Source organism: Paenibacillus lentus (assembly GCF_003931855.1).
Taxonomy (GTDB): domain Bacteria; phylum Bacillota; class Bacilli; order Paenibacillales; family Paenibacillaceae; genus Fontibacillus; species Fontibacillus lentus.
On sequence record NZ_CP034248.1, the window covers coordinates 2051910 to 2078083 of the forward strand.

Here is a 26174-nt window from a genome sequence, read left to right on the forward strand (position 1 = left end):
TTTTAGCGAATTTTAATCTTTTATATGTCGATTATGTGTTATGCTTACATCATTCTAGGGTATCTCATCCTTTCGAGAAGACGACAATTAAGTATGTGCAGCGAGGGATCTTCGATGTTTGAGAGTTTGGTCAATAATTTTACGACTCTAACGACCTTTTTGTTTTTAGGAAATATATTCCGGACCAAATATTTATTGAAAAGCAGCTTTAAGGATCGCGGCAGGCGCATTGTATTGGGATTTGCTTTGGGCTTTTTTGGTGTTGTACACATGTATTTTACCTTTCCGATTACAGACGATGTATTCGCCGATTTCCGCCAGCTGCCGATACTCATCTCGGTATACTTGGGCGGATTTACGTCGGGAGGAATAGCGACGCTTATCATCTCGATTTATCGCATGTTTTTCCTCCAAGGGGTGAGTCAGGTCTCTATTTTCGGAGGAGGCATTAATGCCATATTCACACTGATCATCGCCCTTCTCTTTATTCAACACCGCAAGCTTTCTTTCAAAAGGTGGTTAGCCGCGCTATCTCTGTCCATATTGGCCACGGACATCGCCTTTTACTTCACGCTGGAGGGGGATTCTAGTACAGAAGCGATCGTGATCTTTAGTATGATTGTCGCTCTTGGAGGAATTTTTACTTATTCGATGCTGCAATATTTACAGAAGTCGGGCGACTCCCTTCGCATATTGAGAGAAGCCGCCCATCGCGACTTTCTGACGGGATTGTATAATGCCAGAGCATTTGAAGTGCTGATGCAGCAAAAAATAGATTCCTTCCATCGCTATCAAATTCCATTTACTCTGCTTATGGTCGATATCGATCATTTTAAAAAAGTGAACGACACATACGGACATGCGGCGGGGGATGCGGTATTATCTCAGCTTGCTGATCTGCTGAGAGATACCTTTCGCCCTGGGGATGAAATCGCCCGTAAAGGCGGTGAAGAGTTCGTTATTATTGTGGATAATTGCGATAAGGAGAAGATTGTTCATATTGCTGAGCGATTACGGCACAATGTGGAGAGTGAGCCCTTTTTGCTGCCGCAGGGACTGGTGCTTCATTTGACTATTTCCGCAGGAAGTGCAACATATCCTGACATCGACGAAGAGCAGTTGCTCAATATGGCGGATCGGGCATTGTATAGAGCAAAGAAATCGGGGAGAAATCAGGTTTGGCGGGCTTAACGCCAGGCCTTTTTTTATGCGGAAAATTAGGTTGATGTGCAGGAATAGGAAGAACAAATTGAATATAATGTATGATTTTACCGTTTCATTGGCAAAATAACCGGACTGAGTATAGGTGAAAGGATATTTATTATGCCAACGAAGCGCACTGAGCAACGGGTGGAGGAATGGCTGTCTGAGCAATTGTCCGACACGATGGATTTTGAAGAACGATCTTTAGGGAAATCCATAAAAATTGCATTTATGAAGAGTTTAAGCGATTCGGATACGGTGAAACGATTCATTGTCGTACCTTCTTATGAGATGGACTTGCCAGCTTACGAGAGTTATATAGCTACATTCCCGGGCTGCGAAAAGTCACAGGATAAACAGAAGGTATTAGAATTCGTTCTAAAAGGCTACATTTATATTCGAATTGAAGCCAACAGTTATCTATTTGATGCGAAGAAGACCGAGTATAGCGGAATCTCTGCAAACATCACTGAGGCGATAGTGCAGGGGCCGAATGATGCGCTGACAGAGAACATCGAAACCAACATGAATTTGATTCGCCGCCGCTATCAGTCGAAGGATTTGAAGATAGAGCCCATAACGATCGGCAATGTGTCCAAGACTACGGTGGCTGTCATGTACGATGCTTCCCGGGTGGACAGGGAAGTGCTGGAGGAAATGCGAAAGCGATTATCCAAGATTTCAGTTGATATTTTGCAGTCTGCGGGTGAATTGGAGAAATATCTCAGCGAGCGTAAGTATCGCATGTTCCCGACGACAATTGTAACGGAGAGACCCGACCGGGTTGTATTTAATCTGGCTGAGGGCAAGGTGGCCTTGCTTATGGATACCGTGGACTACGCCATTATTGCCCCTAGCATATTTAATGATTTCTTTACGGCCATGGATGATAAAATCCAGGTTCCTTTAGTTGGATGGTTCATGAAAATTATCCGCTATGTCGGATTATTCATTACGGTTACCCTCCCTGCCTTTTACGTCGCCTTCACTTCCTATAATCCAGAAATATTGAAGGTACAGATTACACTCCTCATTGCGGGAAGCCGTGCGGCCGTGCCGTATCCGTCTTTTGTGGAGGTGGGCTTGATGCTGCTTATGATGGAATTTCTGATTGAGGCGAGTTTACGGCTTCCCAAAGCGATCGGACCCACTGCTACAACGGTTGGAGGTCTTATTTTGGGTCAAGCGGCAACGCAGGCCGGGCTGGTCAGCAATATCATGATCATTATCGTTTCGGCGGTAGCCATCTCCAATTTTGTAATTCCGCTGAATATGATGGCCTTTACCGTTAGGGTGCTTAAGTATTTCTTTATTTTTTTTGCGGCTATATTCGGTTTGATTGGCATCGTGGTGAGCATGATCGGACTTATCATGTATCTGTCTGAGATACGCAGCTTCGGGAAGCCATATATGAAGATCTTTGCTATAGAGGGTAAACAAGGCAAGGGAGACCAGCAAAATGGTTAAGGAAAAATATTTTTACTACTTGTATTTGATCAATGCGTTGATTAACATCATTCACTTTGTTCCCAGAGTCCTCATCGAACATCGATTTGAGGGCGCTTTAATGTCCATTTTCATTTCGGTCATCATAGGAACAGGATTGCTGGTCAGCTTTATAAAGCTGATCAGCAATTTTCCCGGGGAAGGTCTGCCCGAGCTTTTTTATGGCAGCCTTCCCAAAATGATAGGTGTTCCCCTGCTCATTTTTTTCGCGTTCCTATGGTATGAAGCCGGTGCCATTAATTTAGCTGTTTATGCTGACATTACGCGGCGCTATATAAGCCCTGACGCCTCCCCGTTAGTTGTAATCATCTTCTTTTTACTGCTGGTTACCCTGTGCAGCCGGCTTAAAACGGAATCGATCCTGTATGCTCTTGAGACGACTATTATTATCAACGTTCCTCTGATGGTCTATATGCTGATCAAAGCTCTGGTGAATCCAAATTTTAGCTGGGATGCGGTTATGCAGGTCATTACTCATCTCTGGACTGCGCCGAACTATGAATCGATTGCTGGGGCGACGTTTATTTTCACGGGCTATGTCAATCTGGCTATTTTTAATCGTGCTTTTAGTAGCCTGAAGCCCAGACATTTATGGCTGATCCCCATATCCGGATTATTGGTTCTACTCGTTACCCTGCTTGTTCCTATAGGATATCATGGGACGATTGGCGTGGAGGATCAGGTATATAAGTGGTTCTCCACAGCTGATTCCATTCGCAGTGAATTTTTTCTTGTGGAGCGCGTGCTGTTTATATTCTATTTCACCTGTTTATCCTTAACTTTGGTTAGTGCGGTCATTCAATGGCATAATGCGTTAGAAATTGTGAAAGCCATATCTGTCAAAAGAAAGCCAAAAGAGTTGAAAGCTGCTTCGAATAAGGATTGGTGGGTTCTTGCCCCGATGGCCTTGGGTACAATAGGAATGGAGTATTGGTTTGATGAAGATATTCTGCGCATATTCGGACAATGGTTTCTTAATGTTCGTCTGATCGGAGAAGTGCTGTTTGTCGCCACGATGTTCGTTGTGTATCGGAGGAGGAAAAAGAGGGCATGAGAGGAAGGCTGTATACTACATTGCTAATTATAGTGCTATGTACTTGTGGGATCATGCTTACGGGCTGCCAACTAAAAGATGTGGAGCGGCGGTCGTTTGTCCTCGCTTTCGGAATAGATTCTGCCCCGACCGACGAGGGGAAGGACAATCAAAATTTGATCGAGGTGACGTTGAAGCTTGCTATTCCAGAAGGTGATCCGTCAAAAAGAGATCAGGAAGCGGTGATCATCTCGCAAGTTTCTAACACTATTCCGGAGGCCATCCGTTTGTTGAAGTCAAAGGTGGATAAGGAATTGGATTTCAGCCAATGCAAAACGTTGTTATTCGGCGAAAGCTATGCCAAGAAGAGTATATCTGAAATTAGTGACTGGATGGTTCGACGCAGAGATATTCAGTTGGTCGCCTATAATGGAGTAGCTCGGCCTAGTGCGAAGGAAGTGCTGTCTTTGCATCCCAAGAGTGAACGTGTTCCTGCATACTCCCTTATTTTAAGCTTAGGGAGAGAGGGGACGGAGTCTCCTTTTATCGTAGGCATGTTCTCATACAACTTTAGACGCCATTTGTCAGAGCAGGGGTTAGATCCTATTCTGCCTTTGGTTGAAAAAGATGGGGAGGAGGCCATCCTTATTAATAAGTCAGTCCTGCTGGATAAAAAGAGAGCGCGTGCTGAATTGACGCCTGATGAAACCCGGCTCTATAACCTGCTTATGACACAAAATTTGCGAACCAGTTTCTTCGCTGAAAAGGATGGTGTTATTTATAGCTACAATATGGAGTCGACGCATGCAAAATTTAAATTGATTACCTCCAAAGAGGGTAAGACAATTGTTCAATATTATGTTGGGGGCCGAGCGATATTAGAGGATAACAACCAGGACGTTGAGACGACGGGCTCCCTTCTTCGAGAGGTTTCAAAAGTGGCTAGTGAAAAATGGGAGAAGGATATCAATAAGTTTCTCGTTAAAGTCCATGGAACCGGGTTGGATCCGCTAGGCTGGGGTTTAAGATATATGGCTTTGAATTGGAATAATGCCACGGAGATTGAAGACTGGGAGAAAATATATCCCCAGCTTGAATTCAGGGTTAAAGCTGATGTGGAAATTAAGTACTCGGGGATGATCCATTAAGGATCTGACTTCGCCGAAAGCAAATAAGACCTCCCGGGCAGAGGAATCTGACGGAGAGGTCTTTGTTAACATTTAGGAACGGGAAGAATCATGTTCCTCCCCGCTATAGCCATTTAAGACATCGATGCCAGGCATCGCGTTCGGGTCTGGGGCTGCCGGATCCACCGGACTGTTTGCTGAAATTTCATCAGCATCGGGGATATCTGGAAAGTCGTTGTCGTTGTTGTTGTTGTTGTTGTCCGCTATTGCATCTAAATTATCACCGGAGTCATCTTCGCTGAGAGTCTGGGTAATACGGGTATCATGCGGTAGCAAATCATCGCCGGGAATGTCGTTCTCCGGACGATATTCTCTTAATATCTCGTAACGTTCATACTCGTGATCAGCGGCTTTTGTCTTAGGGAACTCTGATTCTTCAGTCAAAGGGAATCCCTCCACAGTTATAGTTGTGCCTGCATGAAGCTGAGGTCTTACTTGGAGTTTACCCTAGATCCTGGTATTCAAACAGTAATGTTCAATTTTTTTTGTAGTTGACTTGATGCAGCAGAGACGACTACAATTTGCTTGACCCCGTATATGAGCTTGCTCGGATGAATGTACCAGGAGATGAGAGAACGATTGACTACGATTTATGATATTGCCAAGTTAACGGGCTTTTCGCCGACCACAGTATCTAAAGTGTTTAACGGATATTCCGATGTTAGCGAGAAGACACGCCGCAAAATTCTAGAGGCGGCACAGCAGTTGGGGTATGTTCCGAATGCGCATGCCCGGTCGCTGACGACCAAGCGATCCTGGACGATCGGCGTATTGTTTAATGAATCATCGGGAGCAGGGCTACTGCATCCTTATTTTGGCGGTGTAATTGAGGGATTCAAGAAGGTGGCTACCTCCAAGGGCTATGATCTGATGTTTATTACGAAGGATATCGGAGGCAAACCGAGCGGATATTTGGAGCATTGTAAAATACGAGGCGTTGACGGAATTGTCGTGATTTTGCCCGATTATTCGGACCCCTACTTTCATGAGCTGGTGGAGGCGGACATCCCTTGCGTGTTGCTGGACTCCGACCTGGAGCACGCCAGCACGATCTATTCGGATAATATTATTGGATGTGAGCTTGCCGTCGATTATTTATATTCGCTGGGCCATCGTTCCATTGCCTATATTGGAGGCGGACATTCCTTTGCGGGAGAGAAGCGGATGCAAGGATTCAAGGAAGCGATGCAGCGTCACGGATTATCGATCTGTCCTGAATTCATCGTTCAGGGAAGCTATGATTTTACCGTGGAGAGCGGACGGAAGGCGATGGGGCAGCTGCTGCAATTGGCAGATAGACCGACAGCCGTGTTTGCTGCTGGGGATAATCTGGCCGTCGGTGCGATGATAGCCATGAGAGAGCAGGGGCTATCCGTACCTGAAGACATCTCTGTTATCGGCTTTGATGATATTGAAATGGCAAAATATTTAACGCCTGCTCTGACAACGATCCGCCAAAACACATATAGACTTGGCAGCAGGGCCGCTGACATGTTAATCTATTCAATAGAAGGACATAAAGAATTGCAGCGAGATTTGCTTCCCGTCGAACTGGTCATACGCGATTCATGCCGCCCATTGTAGTTCCTCTTATGGGTTGGCTTGTTTTTCGAAATAAATCGAAACCGGTTTCGACCCTTCTGCTATGCGGAAGTCTCTTGAATATCGGATGGGCTGAAAACAATAATTTATTGGAGGTCAACAGTATGTCTAACTATTCTTTTGATCAGAATGCTTTTGTCATCAAGCAATTTGATAAAGCGAAGCCATTCTCAAGCTTTCTCCCCGGTTTGGCAGGATTAAAGGGGATTCCGATGTGGACGTTCTATGTTAATCGGGGGCAAGCGGTCTGCAGCTTCGGAATTCGTGATAAGAACAGCCCGATTATGGAGTTCTCCCCGGCGAGCATTACTTACCAATCGGTATCTTCCAAAGGCTTCAGAACCTTCATTAAACGAGAAGGCGCTGAGGATATCTATGAGCCATTCCAAAGTGCGGCTCCAGATGCTGCGGCGGAGCGGAAGATGGTGATTCTGCCAAATGAGATCGGGATCGAGGAAGTGAATAAGAAGCAGGGCATTGCAGTTAAGGTCACTTATTTTCAGATGCCGAATGATGATTATGCTGCTTTGGTTCGAAAAGTGGAGATTACGAATATATCGGGGCAGCCGGTAAAGCTGGAGCTGTTGGATGGCCTGCCGGAAATTCTTCCTTATGGCGTAGATAACGCAGGGTACAAGGAAATAGGGAATCTGCTACGAAGCTGGATGGAAGTGTATAATCTGGACAATAACATTCCTTATTACCGCGTGCGGTCCAGCACGAACGATAGCGCGGAGGTCAGCGAGGTGCAGAGCGGCCATTTCTATCTATCGTTCGACCAGGACGGCAAAATCATCAAGCCGATTGTCGACTTCCAGATTATTTTTGGCGACAATACGTCCCTCGCCTATCCGGATTGCTTTGCGGAGCGCTCTCTCGCTGAGCTAATGGCGGAGCAGGAGTACTGCACAAATAAGGTGCCGTGCGGCTTCACAGGAGTATCCGCTCAGTTAGCACCAGGAGAGACAACTACGCTGCATACAATTATTGGGCATATCGACAGCGTGGAGCGCTTGAATGAGAAAGCTCCAGCGATTTCCACCCCGGCTTATATTGCCGCTAAGCAGAAGGAAGCCGGGCAATTGACTGATCAACTGACTGAAGATATCGCTACCCAGACGTCGACGCCATTATTCGATGCTTATTGCCGACAAAGCTATTTGGATAACTTCCTGCGCGGCGGCTATCCATTTCTTTTCGAGAATGGCCGGGATGGGTTCGTCATTCACCTGTACTCCCGTAAACATGGGGATTTGGAGCGGGATTACAATTTCTTCTCCATTGAGCCGGAATACTATTCTCAAGGGAACGGGAATTTCCGCGACGCGAACCAGAACCGTCGGAATGATATCTATTTCAACCCGCGCGTTGGTACGTTCAATATCGTGACATTCTTCAGCTTGATTCAGGCTGATGGCTACAACCCGCTTGGCGTAGAAGGAACGAGCTTTACGGTGCCAAAGGAGCAGGCTGCCAAGCTTCAGGAGTGGGTAGAGACTTCAGTATCGAACCCTCAAATTGTGGACCAATTGCTTGTCCTGTGCCTTGGCAAGTATACGCCGGGCAAAGTCGTTTCCTTACTGGCAGACAAGGATGCGGGTTTAAAACGGGGCGAGGAAGAGATTCTGACGGGAATTCTGTCGCTCTCAGAACAAAATATTGAAGCTGCTTTCCGCGAAGGCTACTGGTCGGATCACTGGACGTACAACATGGATCTGGTAGACGGTTATCTGGAAATTTTCCCGGATCGCAGAGAGGAACTGCTGTTCGGGGAAGAGGTGTATACGTTCTTCGACAGTCCAGCCCGAGTGCTTCCTCGAAGCGAGAAATACGTGATCAATGGAGACAAAGTTCGTCAATATGGCGCGTTGGAGCACGATGAAGAAAAAATGCAGAAATTCGGCTTGTCCCTCAATGATACGAACTGGCTGAAGACCAAGCATGGAGAGGGCGGGATATTCCGTACGAATTTGCTCGTTAAGTTAGTCTCGCTGTCGTTGAACAAGTTCGCAACACTTGATCCTTATGGCATGGGCGTAGAAATGGAAGGCGATAAGCCGGGTTGGAACGATGCGATGAACGGCTTGCCAGGATTATTCGGCTCCGGTATGAGTGAGACGTTCGAACTGAAGCGTATCGTAAATCTGGTGATTGAGGCGAGCGAGGCTTACGGCGATAAGAAGATCGGGCTACCAGAAGAAATGCACCAGCTGCTCGTTCAGGTTAGCCAGCTATTGCAGCGTAATTTGGACGGTCAGCTTGAGCAGTTCGATTACTGGGATCAAGTCGCCTCCGTACGCGAGCAATATAGGGATGACATCCGTTTTGGCATTAGCGGTGAACTGCAGCAAATTTCATTGGGCGAGCTAGGGCGTATTTACACGCAAATGCTAAGTAAGATCGATCAAGGCATCAAACGGGCTATTGAGCTGGGGGATGGTCTGACACCGACTTATTTCGTCTTTGATGCGGTTGAATATGAGCCGGTTACAGATGCGCAGGGCAAGCCTGTCATTAGCGGCTACGGCCTTCCCAAGGTTATCGTTAAGAAATTCGAGGCGAAGCCGCTGCCGCATTTCCTTGAAGGGCCTACACGTTGGCTGAAGACGATAAATGATAAAAATCAAGCCAAGGAAGTATATGAGCTGATTCGGAAAAGCGATCTGTACGACAAGGAAATCCAAATGTACAAAACCTCGGTAAGTCTTGATGGCGAATCTCAGGAAATTGGCCGGATTCGGGCGTTTACGCCAGGCTGGCTGGAGCGGGAATCCGTGTTCCTTCATATGACCTATAAGTATTTATTGGCGCTGCTCAAGAGCGGGCTGTATGAGCAGTTTTTTGCGGAAATGAAAACATCCTTGATTCCGTTCCTTGATCCTGCGGTATACGGCCGTAGCACGCTAGAGAACTCGTCATTTATCGCCACGAGCGTCAATCCCGATCCTCATGTACACGGCCGCGGCTTTGTCGCCCGCTTGAGCGGATCGACTGCGGAATTTATCAGCATGTGGATTAAAATGATGATAGGCACTCAGGCGTTCAGCGTGAAGGACGGTCAACTGCAGCTTGCTCTCGATCCGACATTGCCAGGCTGGCTGTTCAACGAGCAAGGGGAAGTCACCTTCAAGTTCCTCGGCAGCACGCAAGTGACTTACCATAATCCACGCAAGGCGGATACATTCGGCGTCGATTCCGCAGTGGTTGAGCGGATGCAAGTGGTGAAGAAGGATGGCAGTGCAACTGACATCACAGGTGGTGTCATAACTGGCGAACTGGCGCATGAAGTCCGGAATGGCACAGTAGAGGCTATTCATGTTTATTTGAAGTAACTTGTAATAACCGCTTCGGTGAGGCAGGTTGATTTGGCGTTAACCTTTGGCGGTATGTCGCGGTAATTTTTAGGACGTATACTGGAATCCTGATCGGACGTGTACTGGATAATGTGCGTTATATACGCGCAGTCCAGTCACGTCCTTTCTGTTATTATTCCGTATTTTATTCCGAGAACTGGTATGAGCAAAAGAGTGCTGCCTGAGATCCCCGGAATACAGCTTGCGGCCCCTCGCTCTTCTCTCTCATTTGTCTTTTGCAGAAATGGCTAGATCTAACTTTCTTGGTATAACTATTCTTTAATATGGTAATGTAATAATTAAGGTTCACTTGGATCGGCACAATTTATGAGTTCAGCATTTATAAATGGATTTATAGTCGTTAATTATTGAAATATAGGAGGGTAGGCAGATTTAGGTGGATTTCATGTCGTTAAAAGACGGGAAGTGGCCAATCATGGCAGGATTCTTGATTTTAGGCACGTCAAATCCATCTAATCCTTGAAACATTCGTTTAGAGCAGCATTAGATACATGAAATCCATGTAAAATGCTGACTTGTCTCAAGCAGCTAGGCATAAATTGCAGATCCACCAAACTTCTAATCAAACCTCCAACCTCACCTCCAATCAAACTTCCAATCAAACTACGAATCCAGACATTCTAATTCAGACGTTCCAGGCAAGGCGTTTACGAGGCGATGGTTAATGAGGTGAACTAGCTTAAGCCACTTAAATTTATGGTAGCAAGGAGTAGTCGTATGATTATCAGTGCCAGCAGAAGAACAGATATTCCGGCTTTTTTCGGTGAATGGTTTATGAAACGGATCGAGGAGGGGTACTTCTACAGGATCAATCCATTCAACCCGAATCAAGTCAGCGGATTTAGCCTGAAGCCTGAAGATGTTGACGCGATAGTGTTCTGGACTAAAAATCCTAAGCCATTTATAAAACACTTAAATACGTTGGATGAAAAAGGTTATCGTTATTACTTTCAGTTTACATTAAACGATTATCCCAAAGTTCTTGAGCCTTACGTTCCATCCGTCGGACAAAGAATCGATACCTTTCAAGCTTTAAGCCGAAAAATTGGAGCAGACAAGCTGGTTTGGCGCTACGATCCTATTCTGATAAGCAATATTACACCCATTTCCTATCATATAGATAAATTGCAGCACTTAGCCAGCCAGTTCAAAGGTTATACGCACAAGTTAGTGATCAGCTTCATGGATTTTTACAATAAAACGGAGAAAAAAATAGAAAGGCTTGAAAAGGAACACCAGATCACGGTTTCAGATATCACTATGCTTGAGCATAAAGAGGAACTGGAGAAATTCGCAAACGCAATTCGTGAAATAGCGGCCAGAAATCAAATTCAGGTTGAAACTTGTGCTGAAGCTTTGGATCTGGATCATTGCGGCATTTCACATGGGAGCTGTATAGATGCCTCTCTCCTATCGCGTATTTTTAATTTAAATTTGAATTATCGTAAAGATAATAATCAACGCGGAGCTTGCTTATGCACGGAATCCGTGGATATGGGAGTTTATAATACTTGTAAATTCAATTGTGTATACTGTTATGCCGTTCAAAGTGAAAGTGCGGTTAACAAGACGTTAGAGAAGCACAATCCGAATAGTGCTGCGTTAATTCATACGTATGAGGGGCAGTTTGAGATTAGGAAAGAGATAGGTCGTATAAAAAAAGGGGGAGGACGGCTTATATAATTAAGATAACAACAATCAAATGAAAGCGTTTTAGGGCGTGTTACCATGAATGTGGGCATGAGCCAGGAAGACAATGACTATAATGTATAGTCATTGTTCTTCTTGGCTCTTTTTGCTGGTTTTCGAAGTGAGTGAGACAACAGAATCATGCCATTATTCATTTGACCCAAACTGCAAACGCTTCCTTTTGGTGATGCTCAAATAAGGCAAGATGTATAAAAATCGAGAGGATGATGGATATGCTGGCTAAACTGCAAAAACTGGGTAAGTCTCTTATGCTGCCGGTGGCTACACTACCTGCGGCGGGTATCCTGCAAGGGCTTGGAATGATCGACTATCAAAACGATATTCCTTTAGGGGCTTTAGGAGGTTTTCTGAATCAATTCGTGACACCCTTCATGACTTCAGGCGCCCTGGCGATCCTTGACAATTTGCCTTTCATTTTTGCGATTGGCGTTGCGATTGGATTTGCTGGAGATGCTGTTGCCGCTTTATCAGCCTTTATCGGATATATGGTATTTACGAGAGTGCTTGCTCAAGTTCCGCTGCAAATGCCGTTCATACCGGATGATGTGAAACTGAATATGGGGGTTCTGGGTGGTTTCTTTGTCGGCTTATGGTCTGCTTTTCTATATAACAAATATCATAATATCAAGCTGCCGGATTGGCTTGGCTTCTTTGCCGGGAAACGATTCGTACCGATTGTTACTGCGGCCTCAACGATGGTGTTTGCTGTCCTGATCGGTATGGTGTGGAGTCCGATTCAAGACGTGATTGCCGATTTCGGCAACTGGGTGGTTGGATTGGGGGGAATCGGATCATTCGTATTCGGAACCGCGAATCGTTTGTTGATCCCACTCGGCTTGCATCATGTGCTGAATTCTATCGCCTGGTTCCAGATTGGGGAATACACCAATGCTGCTGGCGAAGTCGTTCACGGCGACCTGTGGCGCTTTTTTGCCGGTGATCCGACGGCGGGAATGTTCATGTCCGGCTTTTTTCCGATCATGATGTTTGCAATGCCAGCGGTGGCCTTGGCCATTATTCATACCGCGAAGCCATCCAAGCGCAAGTTCGTTGGCTCCATTTTTATGGGTTCAGCGCTGGCTTCATTTTTGACCGGAATTACCGAGCCGCTTGAGTTCGCGTTTATGTTCGTTGCCCCGTTATTATACGTAGTTCATGCGATTTTGACGGGTCTTTCTGGTCTTATTATGTATGCGCTGGACGTGCATTTAGGCTTCTCGTTCTCTGCCGGTCTGATTGATTATCTGGTAAATATAAAGCTGTCTACGAACGCCTGGCTGCTCTTTCCGGTAGGTCTGGGCTTCGGTGTGGTGTACTACTTCTTTTTCCGGATTCTCATCGCCAAGCTGAACCTGAAAACCCCGGGGCGTGAGGAGGAAGGTGAGAATGAAGACGATGCGGATAAGGAGGAAAAATGGGGAGCAAAGCCAGCCCTAGAAGCAGAGGTCAACGCTGGTGTCGACCCAGCAATGCCTAAAGCTTCCAAAGCGGCTCAAGTGCTGGATCATATCGGTGGGGCGAATAATATCGTAAGCATCGACGCTTGTATTACCCGTCTTCGTCTGATCGTGAAGGATGACAAGGCGGTGAAGGATTCCGAGCTGAAAAAGCTTGGCGCATTGGGAATTATACGTCTCGGTCAAGGTGCAGTTCAGATTGTCTTTGGACCGCAGGCGGAATCCATTAAGGATGAGATTAAAAAGATCATACGATGAACCATGTAGCAAGTAGCGCATAAAGGATAGCCCTCGCGATGGATGAACCTGTCTGGAGAACGCAGGCAACTTTGTCATCCGTCACGAGGGATTCTTTTTCACGATATCTCGGTCTCTCTTTTCAATGACAAGCATAAGATAAGAAAGCAGGACTGGCTTGTCATTCCAATCTATGAAGGATGATTGATTTCATATGAATTTGCCGTTCATTCCCGGCCAAAACAAGGCACTCTTCTATCGCCGTGTCATTAAGAAATTTATCTTCATCACGATCGGCTCTGCTATGCAGGGCTTTGCCATGGCTATTTTTCTGTTTCCTCATGCCATTCCCTCCGGAGGAGGGGCAGGGATTGCTGTCCTATTGAATCATGCGTTCGGTTTGCCAATGGGCTTCGGGTTATGGTTTGCTAATATCGTTTTTCTTGTTTTTACGGTCAATTATTTAGGCAAAATCAGTGCTTTCGGAACCGTATTTGTCATCACGGCAACTTCCGTATCCGTCAATTTTTTTGAGGTGTTTGTTGATCCTCCGTTTGCGAACGTATGGATTGATCTGTTATTCGGTTCGGTTATTCTGGGTACTGCTGTCTCGATCCTGATCAAGCAGCGGGTATCCAACGGAGGAATCGGTTATGTAGCTTTGGCGATTTACAAGTACAAAGGAATTCATCCCGGCACATCGTTGTTCTGGATGAACGGATTTATCTTTGCCCTTACTGCATATGTTATTGATTGGAAGATTATAATTCTTGCCGTTGTATGCCAGTGGCTATCTACCCGAATTATCAACTGGTTCCATCAGTTTCCTAGTTTGAAATCGGTTTTTTATCCTGCTTGGCGCAAAAAGTGAGTCCATCTATTTTAATTAATTCTGTACCAGTACCTTTTCAATAAGCGGAAGTTCGTCCTTATAATTTACTTTCATAACAAATTCAGCGGGCAGCTCTTGGGTGCAAAGCGCTATGTCCTCCTGTAAAAAGTCTGGTTTCGCAGGATCGTAAAACTTCTTGGCCGCTTCCGACTTGCGAATTCGCTGAATCGTTTCATCCGTTGAAAATCGGTCGGAATTTTGCAGAATTCCTGCTATATATTGCGCGCAAGCCAGGTCATCATCCCCGGATGGGTGGGAAGCAATTAAATGAATAGGCATGTCGATGTCTTCCTTCAATAGTTTCTTCTTTATAAAACTCGCTGTCGTTCTTGCATTTGTGAACCCCGTAACAAAAATATGATCCGCATTTAATGAGTTTAGTGCTGCTTTTACTCCGTTGGTTGTTTTCTGAATGAGGAATTTCCCCCGAAGATTTGCATTATGCAAACGTACGGGAGAATTGTCCAGATCAAACCCCGCAATTGGCAGACCTTTGATCTCCCCCGCTAAAAGAACCCCCGGATATTGCTTTTTTAAGTGAAAAGCTTCATCCAGTGTTCCTGCCAGAATGATTCCCTGTACCCCCTTAATAAAAGCATAATGCGCAACCGTAAAAGCTCGGATAACATCAATGATCACATTAACACTTGAAGTTCCGGGTTGCTGGTTGTGTCCCTGTATAATCTTTATGGTCATTTAATATCCCCTTCAGCCAGCACAATGCCAGGTTTTATAACAGTATATTGGGCTTATTGGAAGAAGTGCCTCTCCCCACTAACCATAGAAATTCTGAAGCCCATCGTTTCTAAGTTATCCAAAAGAATATTTCCTTAGAAATTAGCAAATGATAACCAAAAATTCCTGGTCAGGGGAGCTATCACAAATGGAAAAAACAAAGTCACGAAAGCTGAATATTAGCTTCCAGAGCGATATAGAACTGACGGAGCCATCCAAGTCAAAAGACACGTCAACTAAATCGGGTAATGGCTCAAAAGGGCGCATCTGGGAGTTTACTGCGCTTGCCACGATCCCGATCGTACTGGTCTTCGGCAATTCCATGCTGGTGCCGGTTCTCCCCGTAATGCAAAGAGAGCTTGGGATCAGTAAATTTCAAAGCAGTTTGATCATCTCCATTTTTTCTTTGGCTGCAGGCATCTTTATTCCGGTGATCGGTTATCTGTCCGATCGCTTTGGCCGAAAAGTCATTATTGTGCCGGCCCTGATCATTTATGGGGGAGCCGGAATCCTGGCCGGGTTTGGGGCTATATGGGACTCCTATGCAGTTATTATTGCGGCCAGAGCGATTCAGGGGCTTGCGGCGGCAGGAACGGCACCGATTGCCATGGCGCTCGTAGGCGATTTGTATGATGGTGGTACGGAGAGTAAGGCACTTGGTTTAATTGAGGCATCGAATGGAACGGGAAAAGTGCTTAGTCCGATTATCGGCTCCTTGCTTGTTTTGATCGTCTGGTATGCTTCGTTTTTCGCCTTTCCCGTATTTTGTGCATTGTCTCTGTTGGCAGTGATCTTTCTGATTAAAGAACCAAAACAGACTGAAAAAAACAACCAATTATCAAAATACATTAAAAAAATTGGGCAAATATTCAAGGAAAAAGGAAAGTGGCTCATCACTTCATTTTTTGCGGGATCATTAGGGCTTTTTATATTGTTTGGAGTGCTTTTTTATTTGTCTAACATTCTTGAGGAGGAGCCTTATAATATTGATGGAGTTATGAAAGGTTTGGTGCTGGCCATTCCATTATTAGGTATGGTCATTACTTCATATACTACGGGAAGCTTGATTAAGAAAAATGGCAAATTAATGCGCTGGCTTATGAATATCGGGCTGGTTGCCATGACGCTTTCTCTTGCTGCCACCTTGTTCTTTTTAAAAAATATATATGTATTTATCGGGTTGCTAACGGTTAGCAGCATTGGAACAGGCTTGCTTCTCCCCTGCTTAAATACGATGATCACCGGCGCGATTCAGAAAAGCGAACGAGGAATGATCACGTCCCTGTATAACAGCTTGCGGTTTTTAGGTGTAGCGGCAGGCCCTCCATTATTCGGCTGGATGATGGATCAGTCTGATCGCCTTGTTTTTATAACGGTTTCCGCATTATCATTGGGAACGCTTGGTCTGGTATTTTTTTTAATTAAACCCCCTCCTCAAATTGATTGAACCGTTTATAAATTTCAAAGTCATGGGCACATGACATGAAAATTCAGCATATGATGCCTATGTCATTGGAATGAAGCGACAAGTCAAAAAGAATTGAGGAGAATCCAGATGAAAAGTTCCTTACATGAAATTTGGCCAACCGAATTATGTGATCCGTGCGGATTTCGCAAACCATTTGTACAGGATAGCACGCGCGAAACACGCGATGTCACTAGTCGAGGGCATACGATGGTCATCGATAAGGGTCTTGGCAAAAACTCATTTATGGATCTAATGGAAACAGGTTCAAATTATATCGATTGCGTTAAATTTGGTTTTGGAACCGCCCCACTCTATAAGACGGAATTGTTGCTCTATAAGATCAACTTAGCTAAACAGTATGGGGTCACAGTTATGCCGGGTGGAACGCTGTTGGAGACAGCTGTTCTGCAAGACGTAGTTTCGGAATTTTTCAACACCATATGCAATCTTGGTTTTAATGCTATTGAAGTATCAGATGGTACAATTGAACTCTCCCGTGATCAACGTACAGAACTGATCCAAGAAGGCATAAAGAATGGCCTGAAGGTCTTCACAGAATACGGAAAGAAAATATCGGGATCGCTTATAGATGCAGTCGTGCTGGCCGATACGCTTGAGGTCGATCTGAAGGCAGGGGCAGAGCTGTTAACGATTGAAGCACGTGAAACAGGCATGGGGGTTGGCGTTTTCGATGAACAGGGTGAGTGTCGGTTGAATCTTCTCGATGATGTTCTGAAATTTGTCACGGATACGGATAAATTAATTTGGGAGGCGCCTTTAAAGAGTCAGCAGGTGCTGTTTCTGAACAAGTTTGGCCCTAACGCCAATTTAGGCAATATTTCGCCAGGCGATATCCTTTCTCTTGAGACGTTGCGGCGAGGACTGCGTCAAGATACCTTTACCTTCGGGGTAAGAACGAAAAAAGAAAAGGAAAAGGAATTTTTTTATGTAATTTGACTTTGGATGCCCATGCCCGGTTAAGCAGATCGATGAAGAAGCTATGTAACCAGCGCGTACCGAAATTCAATCGGTGCGCGTTATTCTTTAACTGCTGTAATTTTTTGTAAAAGTAAGAGGTATTGATACAGAACTCCTCCACGTCTACCCCCTGAGATAAAGTCATGGTATATTAACACTTTGAAGCAGTGACAAAATATGATAAAAAAAGTTTGGTTTTTTCCAGAATATTGAAGGTTTAAGAGAGATTATATCGAATAATAAATGAGAGAATGAAAAATGTTCTTATTTTACTGGCAGGGGTGCTGTAATGAAGGGGTTATTTAAAGGAGTATCCATCGCTCTTGGAATAGTACTAGTTGCATATTGCGCTTTTTTACTAGAAAGCTCTGGAAGAAACACTGTGGCTAATGAGAATATTATTTCCCAGTGGGAGATAGCGTGGATTGATGAAGATAATTTGCATCTAACTGAACAGGATCTGGACAAGATAGAAAATTGGACTAGTTATAGTACGTCAACTCCAATAACTGCTAAACGTAACGAAAAGGCTACACAATGGATTAAAATGAAACTTCCAGAAGTTAATTTTGACTCACCGGCAATATTATTTGATAAAGTTTATGGGCATAATATCCTGATGATGGTTAATGATCAGGTTATTTATGAATCTCAACGTCAATATAACTATGAAATTAATACGATACTCGCTCCTTTAAAAAGGGAGTTTAGTGGTAGTTATTTGTATTTGGGCATTAGTTCCAGTAACAGAATTGGAGTTCAAGACTCAGTACTTATTGGTGAATTTTCCTCGCTTCAAATTGACTACATAAAAAGTAATATAACTGACTTTATTTTAGGCAGCGCTCTAATTTTTATTGCGATTGTTATGCTTTTTTGCTTATTTTTGTTAAACTCTGAAACTGTATCAACTTGGTTAGCACTTTGTGCTGTAATTTTGGCAAGTGGAGTAATTGTAATTACTTATTCATCTTTTTTATATTCCTTGTTAGGCAATTTTGGTGATATTTATGTTACCCTATTTGACTTATCTTTATTTTTACTATTGCCTTCATTTACTTTCTTTTTCGAAAAGATATTTGGATCAGGCTATTACTCGATAATTAAGAAATTCAGAAAATTTCAAGTGTATTATTCATTATTCTGTTTTGTGGCAATGATTATTAATAACTTCTCGGGTTACCGTTATCACAACATATATAGTTATATTTCTGCTACAGCACTAGGAATGATTATGATAATCCAGTTTATTATATTAGTAAGCACCTCCACAGTTTATGCAATTAAGGGTAACCGAGAGGCTATTATTTTTTCTTCTGGTTTCGCTATATTTGCAATTCTTGGGATTGGGGAGTTGGCTTGGTTTTATTTAAACTCAGCGTATTATGATTTATTCCTGTGGAAATGGGGTGTTGTTAGCTTTCTCATTTCTCTGATCATCATACTAGGCAGAAGATTTGCGGAAACTCACAAACAAGTTGTTGAATATTCTAGACAACTGGAAATGTTCAATAACGAATTGCAGCGTGCTGAAAAAATGGAAATTATCAGTGAAATGGCTGCTTCTGTTGCTCATGAGGTTCGTAATCCGTTACAAGTAACCAGAGGTTTTTTACAGTTGATTGCGGAGAAGGAACATAATTCTGATAAAGTCTATATGAATATGGCGTTGGATGAATTAGATCGTGCCTCAAATATCATTACTGATTTTCTAACGTTTGCTAAACCGGAGGTAGGGAAAGTCACGACTCTAAATTTGTTAAATGAATTTATTCATATTGAGGGGATATTAGTGCCTATGGTAAATCTTCAAGGAGGAAGGATTTCTGTCCATATTCCCAATGATTTATATATACGAGGAAATTCTTCAAAATTTAAACAGGCTTTTATCAATATTATTAAAAATAGTATTGAGGCTCTTCATGGTGATGGCGATATACAGATTTGGGCACATAAAGAGAACGGAAAGGTTTCAATTCATATAAAAGATAATGGTGAAGGGATGGATAAGGAGGCATTATCTAGACTAGGGGAGCCTTATTTCTCTACTAAAACTAAAGGTACAGGACTGGGACTTATGGTTACTTTCAGAATTATAGAAGTCATGGAAGGTGAAGTGCATTTCACTAGTGAAAAAGGGGTAGGAACAGAAGCGATAATCAGTTTCCCTCAGGTAAACGAACCTGAAAGTTAGGTATTCAATCTCCTACCCCAATTATTGTTATTTTAGTTACCCCACACAGCGTTAGGCTTGATGTCACTCTTCATTACTTCCGACGGATTTGGGGGAAGAACAAGATAAAATTCGTCGGAACTTTCCTCAACTGTCTTAACCTTGATGTGATCCGGAAGTGTAACCCCAAGTTCCTCCTGGATCGCCGCCTTTGGATCGTCTAACAACTTGGCTTTGAAGCTAGGATCTTGCCAAGCTTTCTGAATAATTTGCGTTTGAAGGAGAGCTCCTGATGTTGTCATAAGATCACCCTTTCTCAGAAAAAATGGTAGTAAATGCTTACATATTATAACATTAGTCACAGTTTTAATCTAGGAATTATTGATTTTTGTCGACAACCAATATTCTAGTCCGCCAGATTTTAATATTTTTCTATCTGTTTCGATTTGATTCGCGCCTTGTTGGACATTTCGGATAAGAAATTCATGAAAATCATAAAGATGACGTGCGTTAGGCCGGATATTTACTAGCGATTGATGGTGAGCTTCGGCTTGTTGTGCATATTCTAGTAAAATGCCTTCCGTATAAATCGCGTTCCGAATCTCCTGCGGTGTAGGTCGCTGGTCCTTAGGCAACTTCATTTTACTCTCAATGAGAGCGATAAGGCAATTATAGCTGCCTTCCTTCAGATCCTTCTCCCAATCCATCCAATCATCCAGCATTTGCAGTGTAATGAGCACGGTATCCACGTTCTCTTCAAGCGATGGAATCATTGGTTCCTGGTTAGCAAGCAAGCAAATGGCGACAACGGACAGCTTCACTGGTGCAGCCTTATGAGCAACGCGTACGGGCTCCTCGAGGAAGAAATTATTGCTGTTCTCATGTGTGACGGCATCCGCCCATTCGCCGACATACTTGCGGAAATACGACCAGAATGATGAGCCGATCGGAAAGTACTCTCTATAGATGCTCATAAACTCGAAATGAATGAGGTCGGCTAGTGGCAGCTGGTGCTTGAACCTGGCATCGGGATTATCCATTAGATCATCGATCAGATGATAATACAACATCCCGAAAATGTTCGCAATCGCTATCCTGCGGCAATCTGCGGTGGATACTCCTGACTTCTCCTGCAGCCAGAATGGGAGAAGATAGCAGATGTAATTTTTTGAGCGGTGCTCCTTCATAACATGGAATTTATCAAGGAAATCACGGGCTGGTTGGCTAAAGGGGGGAGGGAGTGCGGATAACAATTTGTTCGCTTCAGCGAACGCTTGCTGTAGATCTTCTTCATAATTGGAAAGCCAGAGCAAAATAAACACCTCTCATCATAGTTAAAGCCCCGGTATACCTACAAAATTATCGTTAGGCAAAGAAGACGAGAGTAGTCCGGTTATTATAATTATAGCGTATATGAAATGTTCCAAAATTACAAATATGTGACTTTTGATCTACGTTGGTGAAAACCGGACTCCAAATTATCTCATTGTATAAAGTAGGGCTTATTATACACAGGGGAGTTTTGGGGGGAGGAATTTTTATTCATGGATTTTATTAACTTCTATATACCACTGACTCTAAAGGCAACAAAAAAATGGTCAGAGATATATACTAAATGTATACAATGATCCGGTTAATAAGCTTAATATAGTTCCTTTACCACCTAAAATTTAATGGACGGGATATAAAGCCCGAAGATAAGTATAAATGCGATACCTGTGTATAGTATTTCTACGACTATGTATTAGGTCCTAGCGATAATGTAGCTCTTATAAGTTATGACAATTGGTTTACGGAAATGTATGGATACAATCGGTATGATTGCTTTATTATCCTATGCATTTTTTTCTTTACGGGAAAACAAATTTCCGTTAATAAATCGGCAGACTCGTTGGCCTCTTCAGGGGAGATATGATAAATATTAAATTGGGAGCCGTTTAGTTCATAATCATTATCTAATATCCAATGAGCGACGGTTTCATTCACTTCACTAAGCTTGTTATAACTTCCTTCATATATAAATGAAGCCACGGTTTGTTCTTTTGATATTTTTAAATTAGCTTCTTGCAGATTTTCATAATCTCCTGAGATCGATTTTTGGACTTCAACATCAATTTTTTGATTTTGAACATCTTCTTCGTGAAAAACCGCTATATTAAAATGCGGATAGCTTAGCCGTATATTCTGATCATGAATGATTTTGGACAATCTTCTCCATAACAGAGTTTCATCTTGATACTGCCTGATTTGTGCGCGTAAATAGACTACTCGTCGTTGTGGAATTTTCTTCACGGTAACCGTATATTTTGATGCGTCTTTCTGAGAGTTCAGGTGTTTAATCATGGAGTTTATCAACAATAATTTATCCTGCTTCTCGTTTATTTCCTCCTGTAATTGTGCTGCCTGCATGTTCAAGAACTTCATCAGATGAATATCCTCATCATATTCATATAGAATTTTCTTTATTAAATGCAGACTGAATCCCATGGTTTTCAACATGTTTATTTTGTTAGCCATTGCTAGCTGGTGTTCAAAATAATACCGATAGCCGGTACTTTCATCAATAAATCCCGGAGGAAGTAAATCAATGTCAGCATAATGCCTGGCCTATGTTTTCTTTGAAAAGCAATCAATAGGCGCAACACTTGTCCATTACGAATTGAATGAGTTTGCCTCGATGCTGTATTGCTCGGACAGCACCTTACAGATACTTTGGACAATTGTATCCACGTTGCCTTTTCCGCCAAATTCAGCAACGAATTGTCCGCCTTCCTGAATGACATTCCTTATGCAAGCAATGACCACCTCGGCGTCCTTCATCAAGTGCAGAGCTGCATTGGAGAAAACCGCATCCACCTTCTGATTCAAGCTGAAATCGGTGGCATTGCCTACGATAAAATCAATGGGCGGATATCTTCAGAACAATTGCCGAAAGCCGATGAAGATCAGCAATAAACCGGAAACTATCGTCGCTCGGTTCCCTAGCTTTTCGGCTGCAAATTTCTCCCCGAATCCGGCGCAGACAGCCAGTAGAATAAAGCTGAATATACCCACGGACAGTGAGGTATACCATATATTCAATTGGGTAATACCTGCATTGAAGCCGCCGGCGAGAGCATTCATCGCCAGAGCAATTCCCAGTAATATTGATTCGGTTAGACTTATAGACTTGGAGCTGTCTATATCGGCTTCCTCTGGATTTTGAAGCAGTCGGGTGAAAGAACTGGCCGGGGGCACCTCACTGGGGACGGGCTTTTTTTCTACATAAGGCTGAAGCAGCACCCATACGCCAACACCGATGATGACGATGGTTCCAATCAACTGGCCGATCCAGGGGGAGATCCAGGTAGATACTAAATTTCCGAACAAACCAGAGATCAGGGTAGCCAGAAAGGATATGAGAGCAATAGCCAGGTTCGAGTACCAGGGAATGCGAATTTTACGGACACCGTAGGCAATTCCGACCCCCGCATTATCCAGATTGGAAGCCAAACCGATTGCTATGATTGCTAACAGACTGTAGGAACTCAAGAGGTTCACTCCTTTGCGTCGCTTTGATCACAGCATATGCCCAGGGGTCTGATTTGGTTTCTTTCACAATAATTGACTAAAACGAGTAGAAAAACTCCCCTTCAATCGTATAAAGTAGTATAATTTACAATAAGATATATCTAGGGAGTGATAAATGTGCTTGAAAACTTGTTGCGGCCAACACATCTGCTGTTGCTGGTCATTGCCGCGCTCCTGTTGTTCGGTCCCAGCAAACTGCCGGAACTTGGACGCAGTTTTGGCACGATGTTAAGGGAGTTCAAGAAAGGCGCTCGCGGAGATTTCAAAGAAGAGGAAGATAAGCCGCAAGAGATCAAGTCCATCGAAGATAAAAGCAAATGAGAAGATAGATAGAGATGAGGCGCCGGGAGGTGCCTTTTTTGTTTGTGCGGATAACTATCTGCTTGATGGCTAATGCTTGTGAGATAGTAGGAATCATTAAAATAGTATTGGTCAAACCTACAACAGTTCTTTGTAGTAATTATCCTAAAAAAGTCAAACGAGGTAGATGTAACTAATTGGTCGAAATAAACGTATTCCTATTTGATTAGACACGTGTAATCAATTTAGGAAAGGTGTGACTATAAGATGGGATCCAAATTACACAAAAGATGGGGAGATCAGCTGGAAAAATCCGTAGTCAGCAGATGGTTGAATGTTATATTTTGTGTACTGTTTATCGTTTATGTTTTCATTGCCATTAAAATTATTATGTTTAAGACTATTCCTTTCTCAGCACTATTCCATACAGGAATAATGCCAGCATTAAGAAGCATTAATATGATTCCTTTTAATACGATTATTGAATTTTTTACAGGCGAGAATATGGATATGGGGAGGGCATTAGAAAATATAGGGGGGAATATTGCTATCTTTGTTCCATTTGGTGTGTTTCTAGCTTATGTTGCACACAGAAGGCCTTTTCATATTCCAATTCTCTGGTTGTTGTTTACCTCGTTTACGCTTGAAATTATTCAGTATGTTCTTGCATTGGGCAGCAGTGACATCGATGATATTCTATTGAATTTCATTGGAGGGGTTCTAGGTATTGGTATACACAAATGGTTCTATAAATCGACAACCTCCCGGAATCAACTCCTGATATCGCTTATTGGCTTCTTCTTGGTTACAGGACTCTCTGGGGGCATCGTTATTAGGATGATCGAGCCTGAGCTGTTGTCTTTCTCAACTTCCAAGATCAGTTATGTTTATGAAAATAATGAAGTAATGGCGGGATGGAATGAAGCAGAGGCAGACTTGTTTGGAGATTTAACAGCTGCTGACACGAATATAATTACAGTGTATATGAACCCTAAATCTGTGCGAACAACAGAGCAAAAGGAAATCAGCGAGGAGTATGTTCATATACAGATAAATGACGCAACTCGATTATTTTCCAGAACTATTTCTTCCGATAAAAATACCGTGATCAGTAAGTATGAAGCACTAAGAAGTTCTGATATATCCTCCCTGTTAGAAACTAGGGATATCACTCCCACGGTTAGAGTTTGGTTATTGGATGAAGACAAGCAAGTGGCTGAGGCGATTCTTATTAGTATCATAGATTAAGTGAATTAAGGTCAACGGAATCCTTCACTATTTATAGCTTAATTGCTTCTCTTATGCGGTGTTGTGTTAGCGGGGTGTTCCAGCTTTCCTGCAAAGGAAATCGAGCAACGTTCCAGTTTGAAAATAATGTATATGGAGGAATCGTATTTCTTCCGGCAATACGGCGATTTATTCATGATGCAGCATCCTAATATCGACATTGAAGTGGTTAGCACGAATAGTATTCATACTGGGGAAGATCAGGATTATGATAAAGCACTTGCAGACTTCATCGAGAAGGAACAGCCGGATGTAATCAGGTTGAGTATGGACAATTATGAGAAATATATTGAGGAAGGTAAGTTGCTGGAACTTGGTACATTGATTGAACGCGATAAGTACGATATTGGCAGCATTTACCCGGCACTACTTGATATTCTCAAGGAGCAGGGCGGTGGTAAACTGTACGGCTTAGCTCCTTTCTTTTTCGCCAACGTCCTTTTCTATAATGCAGACCTGTTCGCTAAATATGGAGTTGAAGTACCGCATGATGGAGTTACATGGCAGGAAATCATCGACACGGCCCGGCAGTTTCCGACCGAAGGCGACGAGAAGACTCGTGTTTACGGATTTGGCAGCGACCACGGCATGTCCTTGGAGGATCTCGCATCATCCATCGCCAGTACTCAGGGTTTAAAATATCTCAATACCGATAAAATGAAAATTACACTGAATACGGATTCCTGGAAGCAGGCCTATAAGTTGGCCATGGAGGCGATCGATTCGGGGACAATTTACAATCCTCAGGACGGGGGATTCAGGAGCGGAACGATGACCGAGTATTATCAGAGCCGAGCGTTTTTGATGGGGCGTATGGCAATGGAGATCGACGGCTTTTACTTGTTGCGCAACATGAAAGAAGCCAGGAATACGCTCAAGGATTACAAGCCTTTTCAAGTCGGCCTCGTCGCAGGGCCTGTCGATCCGTTCGAACCCGATAAAACCCGAAATTTCTACATCAATGAATTGTTTGCTATCCGTGCGAACTCGTCGAATGTGGATGCCGCATGGGAGTTCTTGAAATTTGTTAACGGGGAACAATTCGCCAAAATTAAATCGAGGTCGTTGAATAACGGACTTTTGTCCCGGATGGGAATATTGGAGGAAATTGGCGGCGTAAGCTTGGACGTGTTTTATAAACTGCAGCTGAAATTGGACCGCACAAGTACGCTGGACCATAATAAAATCCCCGGGGATTTCTATCCCCAGTACCAACCGATCGTCGATCGTGAGCTGAAATTGGCTGAAGAGAAGAAGAAATCCATTGAGGAGGCGCTACAGACGATTGAGGAGGAAGGACAGGCCGTATTAGACAAGGGGGTAAACGATAGGGCCTCCAAAAAAGATGGGGATCAGGGAGATGACAGTTTCGAAGAAGGAGAAGATACGGCCAATAACAGCTATGATGGCGCACTTATAATCAGCGAATAGTCACTAGCCCTGATTAACAAAGTATTACTCG

The 26174-nt window shown here is 43.5% G+C and carries 22 protein-coding genes and 1 pseudogene; 15 read left to right on the forward strand and 8 right to left on the reverse strand.

The window, feature by feature from the left end:
* Positions 1-114: 114 nt before the first annotated feature.
* The 4 genes from EIM92_RS09195 to EIM92_RS09210 all read left to right on the forward strand — a co-directional run bounded on the left by EIM92_RS09195 (position 115) and on the right by EIM92_RS09210 (position 4890).
* The gene (locus EIM92_RS09195; RefSeq protein ID WP_164515059.1) at positions 115-1191 is read left to right on the forward strand and encodes a diguanylate cyclase; all 1077 of its coding nucleotides are present in this window, start codon (positions 115-117) and stop codon (positions 1189-1191) included.
* A 132-nt stretch (positions 1192-1323) separates the two neighbouring features.
* Entirely contained in the window at positions 1324-2670 is a 1347-nt protein-coding gene (locus EIM92_RS09200) for a spore germination protein (protein ID WP_125082393.1), read from the forward strand.
* Positions 2663-3763, forward strand: coding sequence for a GerAB/ArcD/ProY family transporter (locus EIM92_RS09205; RefSeq protein WP_125082394.1), 1101 nt, complete (start codon positions 2663-2665; stop codon positions 3761-3763). The genes EIM92_RS09200 and EIM92_RS09205 overlap by 8 nt, the downstream gene beginning before the upstream one ends.
* Positions 3760-4890, forward strand: coding sequence for a Ger(x)C family spore germination protein (locus EIM92_RS09210; protein ID WP_125082395.1), 1131 nt, complete (start codon positions 3760-3762; stop codon positions 4888-4890). The genes EIM92_RS09205 and EIM92_RS09210 overlap by 4 nt, the downstream gene beginning before the upstream one ends.
* A 72-nt stretch (positions 4891-4962) precedes the next feature.
* On the opposite strand, the gene EIM92_RS09215 is transcribed toward EIM92_RS09210, so the two are convergent.
* Positions 4963-5313: a hypothetical protein gene (locus EIM92_RS09215; RefSeq protein ID WP_125082396.1), complete on the reverse strand. Its 351-nt coding sequence runs from the start codon at positions 5311-5313 to the stop codon at positions 4963-4965.
* A 195-nt stretch (positions 5314-5508) separates the two neighbouring features.
* On the opposite strand from EIM92_RS09215, the gene EIM92_RS09220 reads away from it, so the two are divergent.
* From EIM92_RS09220 to EIM92_RS09240, 5 genes are all read left to right on the forward strand, one after another.
* Positions 5509-6513 (forward strand): LacI family DNA-binding transcriptional regulator, encoded by a 1005-nt coding sequence (locus EIM92_RS09220; protein WP_125082397.1) that lies wholly within the window; start codon positions 5509-5511, stop codon positions 6511-6513.
* A 122-nt stretch (positions 6514-6635) separates the two neighbouring features.
* The gene (locus EIM92_RS09225; protein ID WP_125082398.1) at positions 6636-9863 is read left to right on the forward strand and encodes a cellobiose phosphorylase; all 3228 of its coding nucleotides are present in this window, start codon (positions 6636-6638) and stop codon (positions 9861-9863) included.
* Positions 9864-10622: 759 nt separating this feature from the next.
* The gene (locus EIM92_RS09230; protein ID WP_125082399.1) at positions 10623-11588 is read left to right on the forward strand and encodes a DUF1848 domain-containing protein; all 966 of its coding nucleotides are present in this window, start codon (positions 10623-10625) and stop codon (positions 11586-11588) included.
* 239 nt (positions 11589-11827) lie between these two features.
* Positions 11828-13330, forward strand: a complete 1503-nt coding sequence (locus EIM92_RS09235; protein ID WP_125085089.1) for a PTS transporter subunit EIIC — start codon at positions 11828-11830, stop codon at positions 13328-13330.
* A 193-nt stretch (positions 13331-13523) separates the two neighbouring features.
* Positions 13524-14180 (forward strand): YitT family protein, encoded by a 657-nt coding sequence (locus tag EIM92_RS09240; protein WP_125082400.1) that lies wholly within the window; start codon positions 13524-13526, stop codon positions 14178-14180.
* A gap of 15 nt (positions 14181-14195) precedes the next feature.
* On the opposite strand, the gene EIM92_RS09245 is transcribed toward EIM92_RS09240, so the two are convergent.
* On the reverse strand, positions 14196-14897 hold the full coding sequence (locus EIM92_RS09245; protein WP_125082401.1) for a 2-phosphosulfolactate phosphatase: 702 nt from the start codon (positions 14895-14897) through the stop codon (positions 14196-14198).
* Positions 14898-15084: 187 nt separating this feature from the next.
* Between EIM92_RS09245 and EIM92_RS09250 the strand changes: the two genes are divergently transcribed.
* The 3 genes from EIM92_RS09250 (at position 15085) to EIM92_RS09260 (ending at position 19576) form a co-directional block, all read left to right on the forward strand.
* A complete protein-coding gene (locus EIM92_RS09250; RefSeq protein ID WP_125082402.1) occupies positions 15085-16383 on the forward strand; it encodes an MFS transporter in 1299 nt (432 codons plus the stop codon).
* Between the two features lie 108 nt (positions 16384-16491).
* Positions 16492-17361, forward strand: a complete 870-nt coding sequence (gene comA, locus EIM92_RS09255) for a phosphosulfolactate synthase (protein ID WP_246021265.1) — start codon at positions 16492-16494, stop codon at positions 17359-17361.
* A 310-nt stretch (positions 17362-17671) separates the two neighbouring features.
* Positions 17672-19576, forward strand: a complete 1905-nt coding sequence (locus EIM92_RS09260) for a sensor histidine kinase (RefSeq protein ID WP_125082403.1) — start codon at positions 17672-17674, stop codon at positions 19574-19576.
* A gap of 32 nt (positions 19577-19608) precedes the next feature.
* Here the strand turns inward: EIM92_RS09260 and EIM92_RS09265 are convergent, their stop codons facing one another.
* The 6 genes and pseudogenes from EIM92_RS09265 to ytaF form a co-directional block, all read right to left on the reverse strand.
* Positions 19609-19857 (reverse strand): NHLP leader peptide family RiPP precursor, encoded by a 249-nt coding sequence (locus EIM92_RS09265; protein WP_125082404.1) that lies wholly within the window; start codon positions 19855-19857, stop codon positions 19609-19611.
* A gap of 69 nt (positions 19858-19926) precedes the next feature.
* Entirely contained in the window at positions 19927-20868 is a 942-nt protein-coding gene (locus EIM92_RS09270) for a class 1 isoprenoid biosynthesis enzyme (protein ID WP_125082405.1), read from the reverse strand.
* Positions 20869-21331: 463 nt separating this feature from the next.
* Positions 21332-21979, reverse strand: coding sequence for a GyrI-like domain-containing protein (locus EIM92_RS09275; protein WP_164515060.1), 648 nt, complete (start codon positions 21977-21979; stop codon positions 21332-21334).
* Positions 21980-22015: 36 nt separating this feature from the next.
* Positions 22016-22147: pseudogene (locus tag EIM92_RS24720) on the reverse strand (MerR family transcriptional regulator); the annotation flags it as partial.
* Positions 22148-22207: 60 nt separating this feature from the next.
* Positions 22208-22459 (reverse strand): class I SAM-dependent methyltransferase, encoded by a 252-nt coding sequence (locus EIM92_RS09280; RefSeq protein ID WP_125082407.1) that lies wholly within the window; start codon positions 22457-22459, stop codon positions 22208-22210.
* 12 nt (positions 22460-22471) lie between these two features.
* Positions 22472-23095: a sporulation membrane protein YtaF gene (ytaF, locus tag EIM92_RS09285; protein WP_342772911.1), complete on the reverse strand. Its 624-nt coding sequence runs from the start codon at positions 23093-23095 to the stop codon at positions 22472-22474.
* A 147-nt stretch (positions 23096-23242) separates the two neighbouring features.
* Between ytaF and tatA the strand changes: the two genes are divergently transcribed.
* From tatA to EIM92_RS09300, 3 genes are all read left to right on the forward strand, one after another.
* On the forward strand, positions 23243-23446 hold the full coding sequence (tatA, locus tag EIM92_RS09290) for a twin-arginine translocase TatA/TatE family subunit (protein WP_125082409.1): 204 nt from the start codon (positions 23243-23245) through the stop codon (positions 23444-23446).
* Between the two features lie 246 nt (positions 23447-23692).
* Positions 23693-24673: a VanZ family protein gene (locus tag EIM92_RS09295; RefSeq protein WP_125082410.1), complete on the forward strand. Its 981-nt coding sequence runs from the start codon at positions 23693-23695 to the stop codon at positions 24671-24673.
* A gap of 126 nt (positions 24674-24799) precedes the next feature.
* A complete protein-coding gene (locus EIM92_RS09300; protein WP_125085091.1) occupies positions 24800-26143 on the forward strand; it encodes an ABC transporter substrate-binding protein in 1344 nt (447 codons plus the stop codon).
* Positions 26144-26174: the final 31 nt, after the last annotated feature.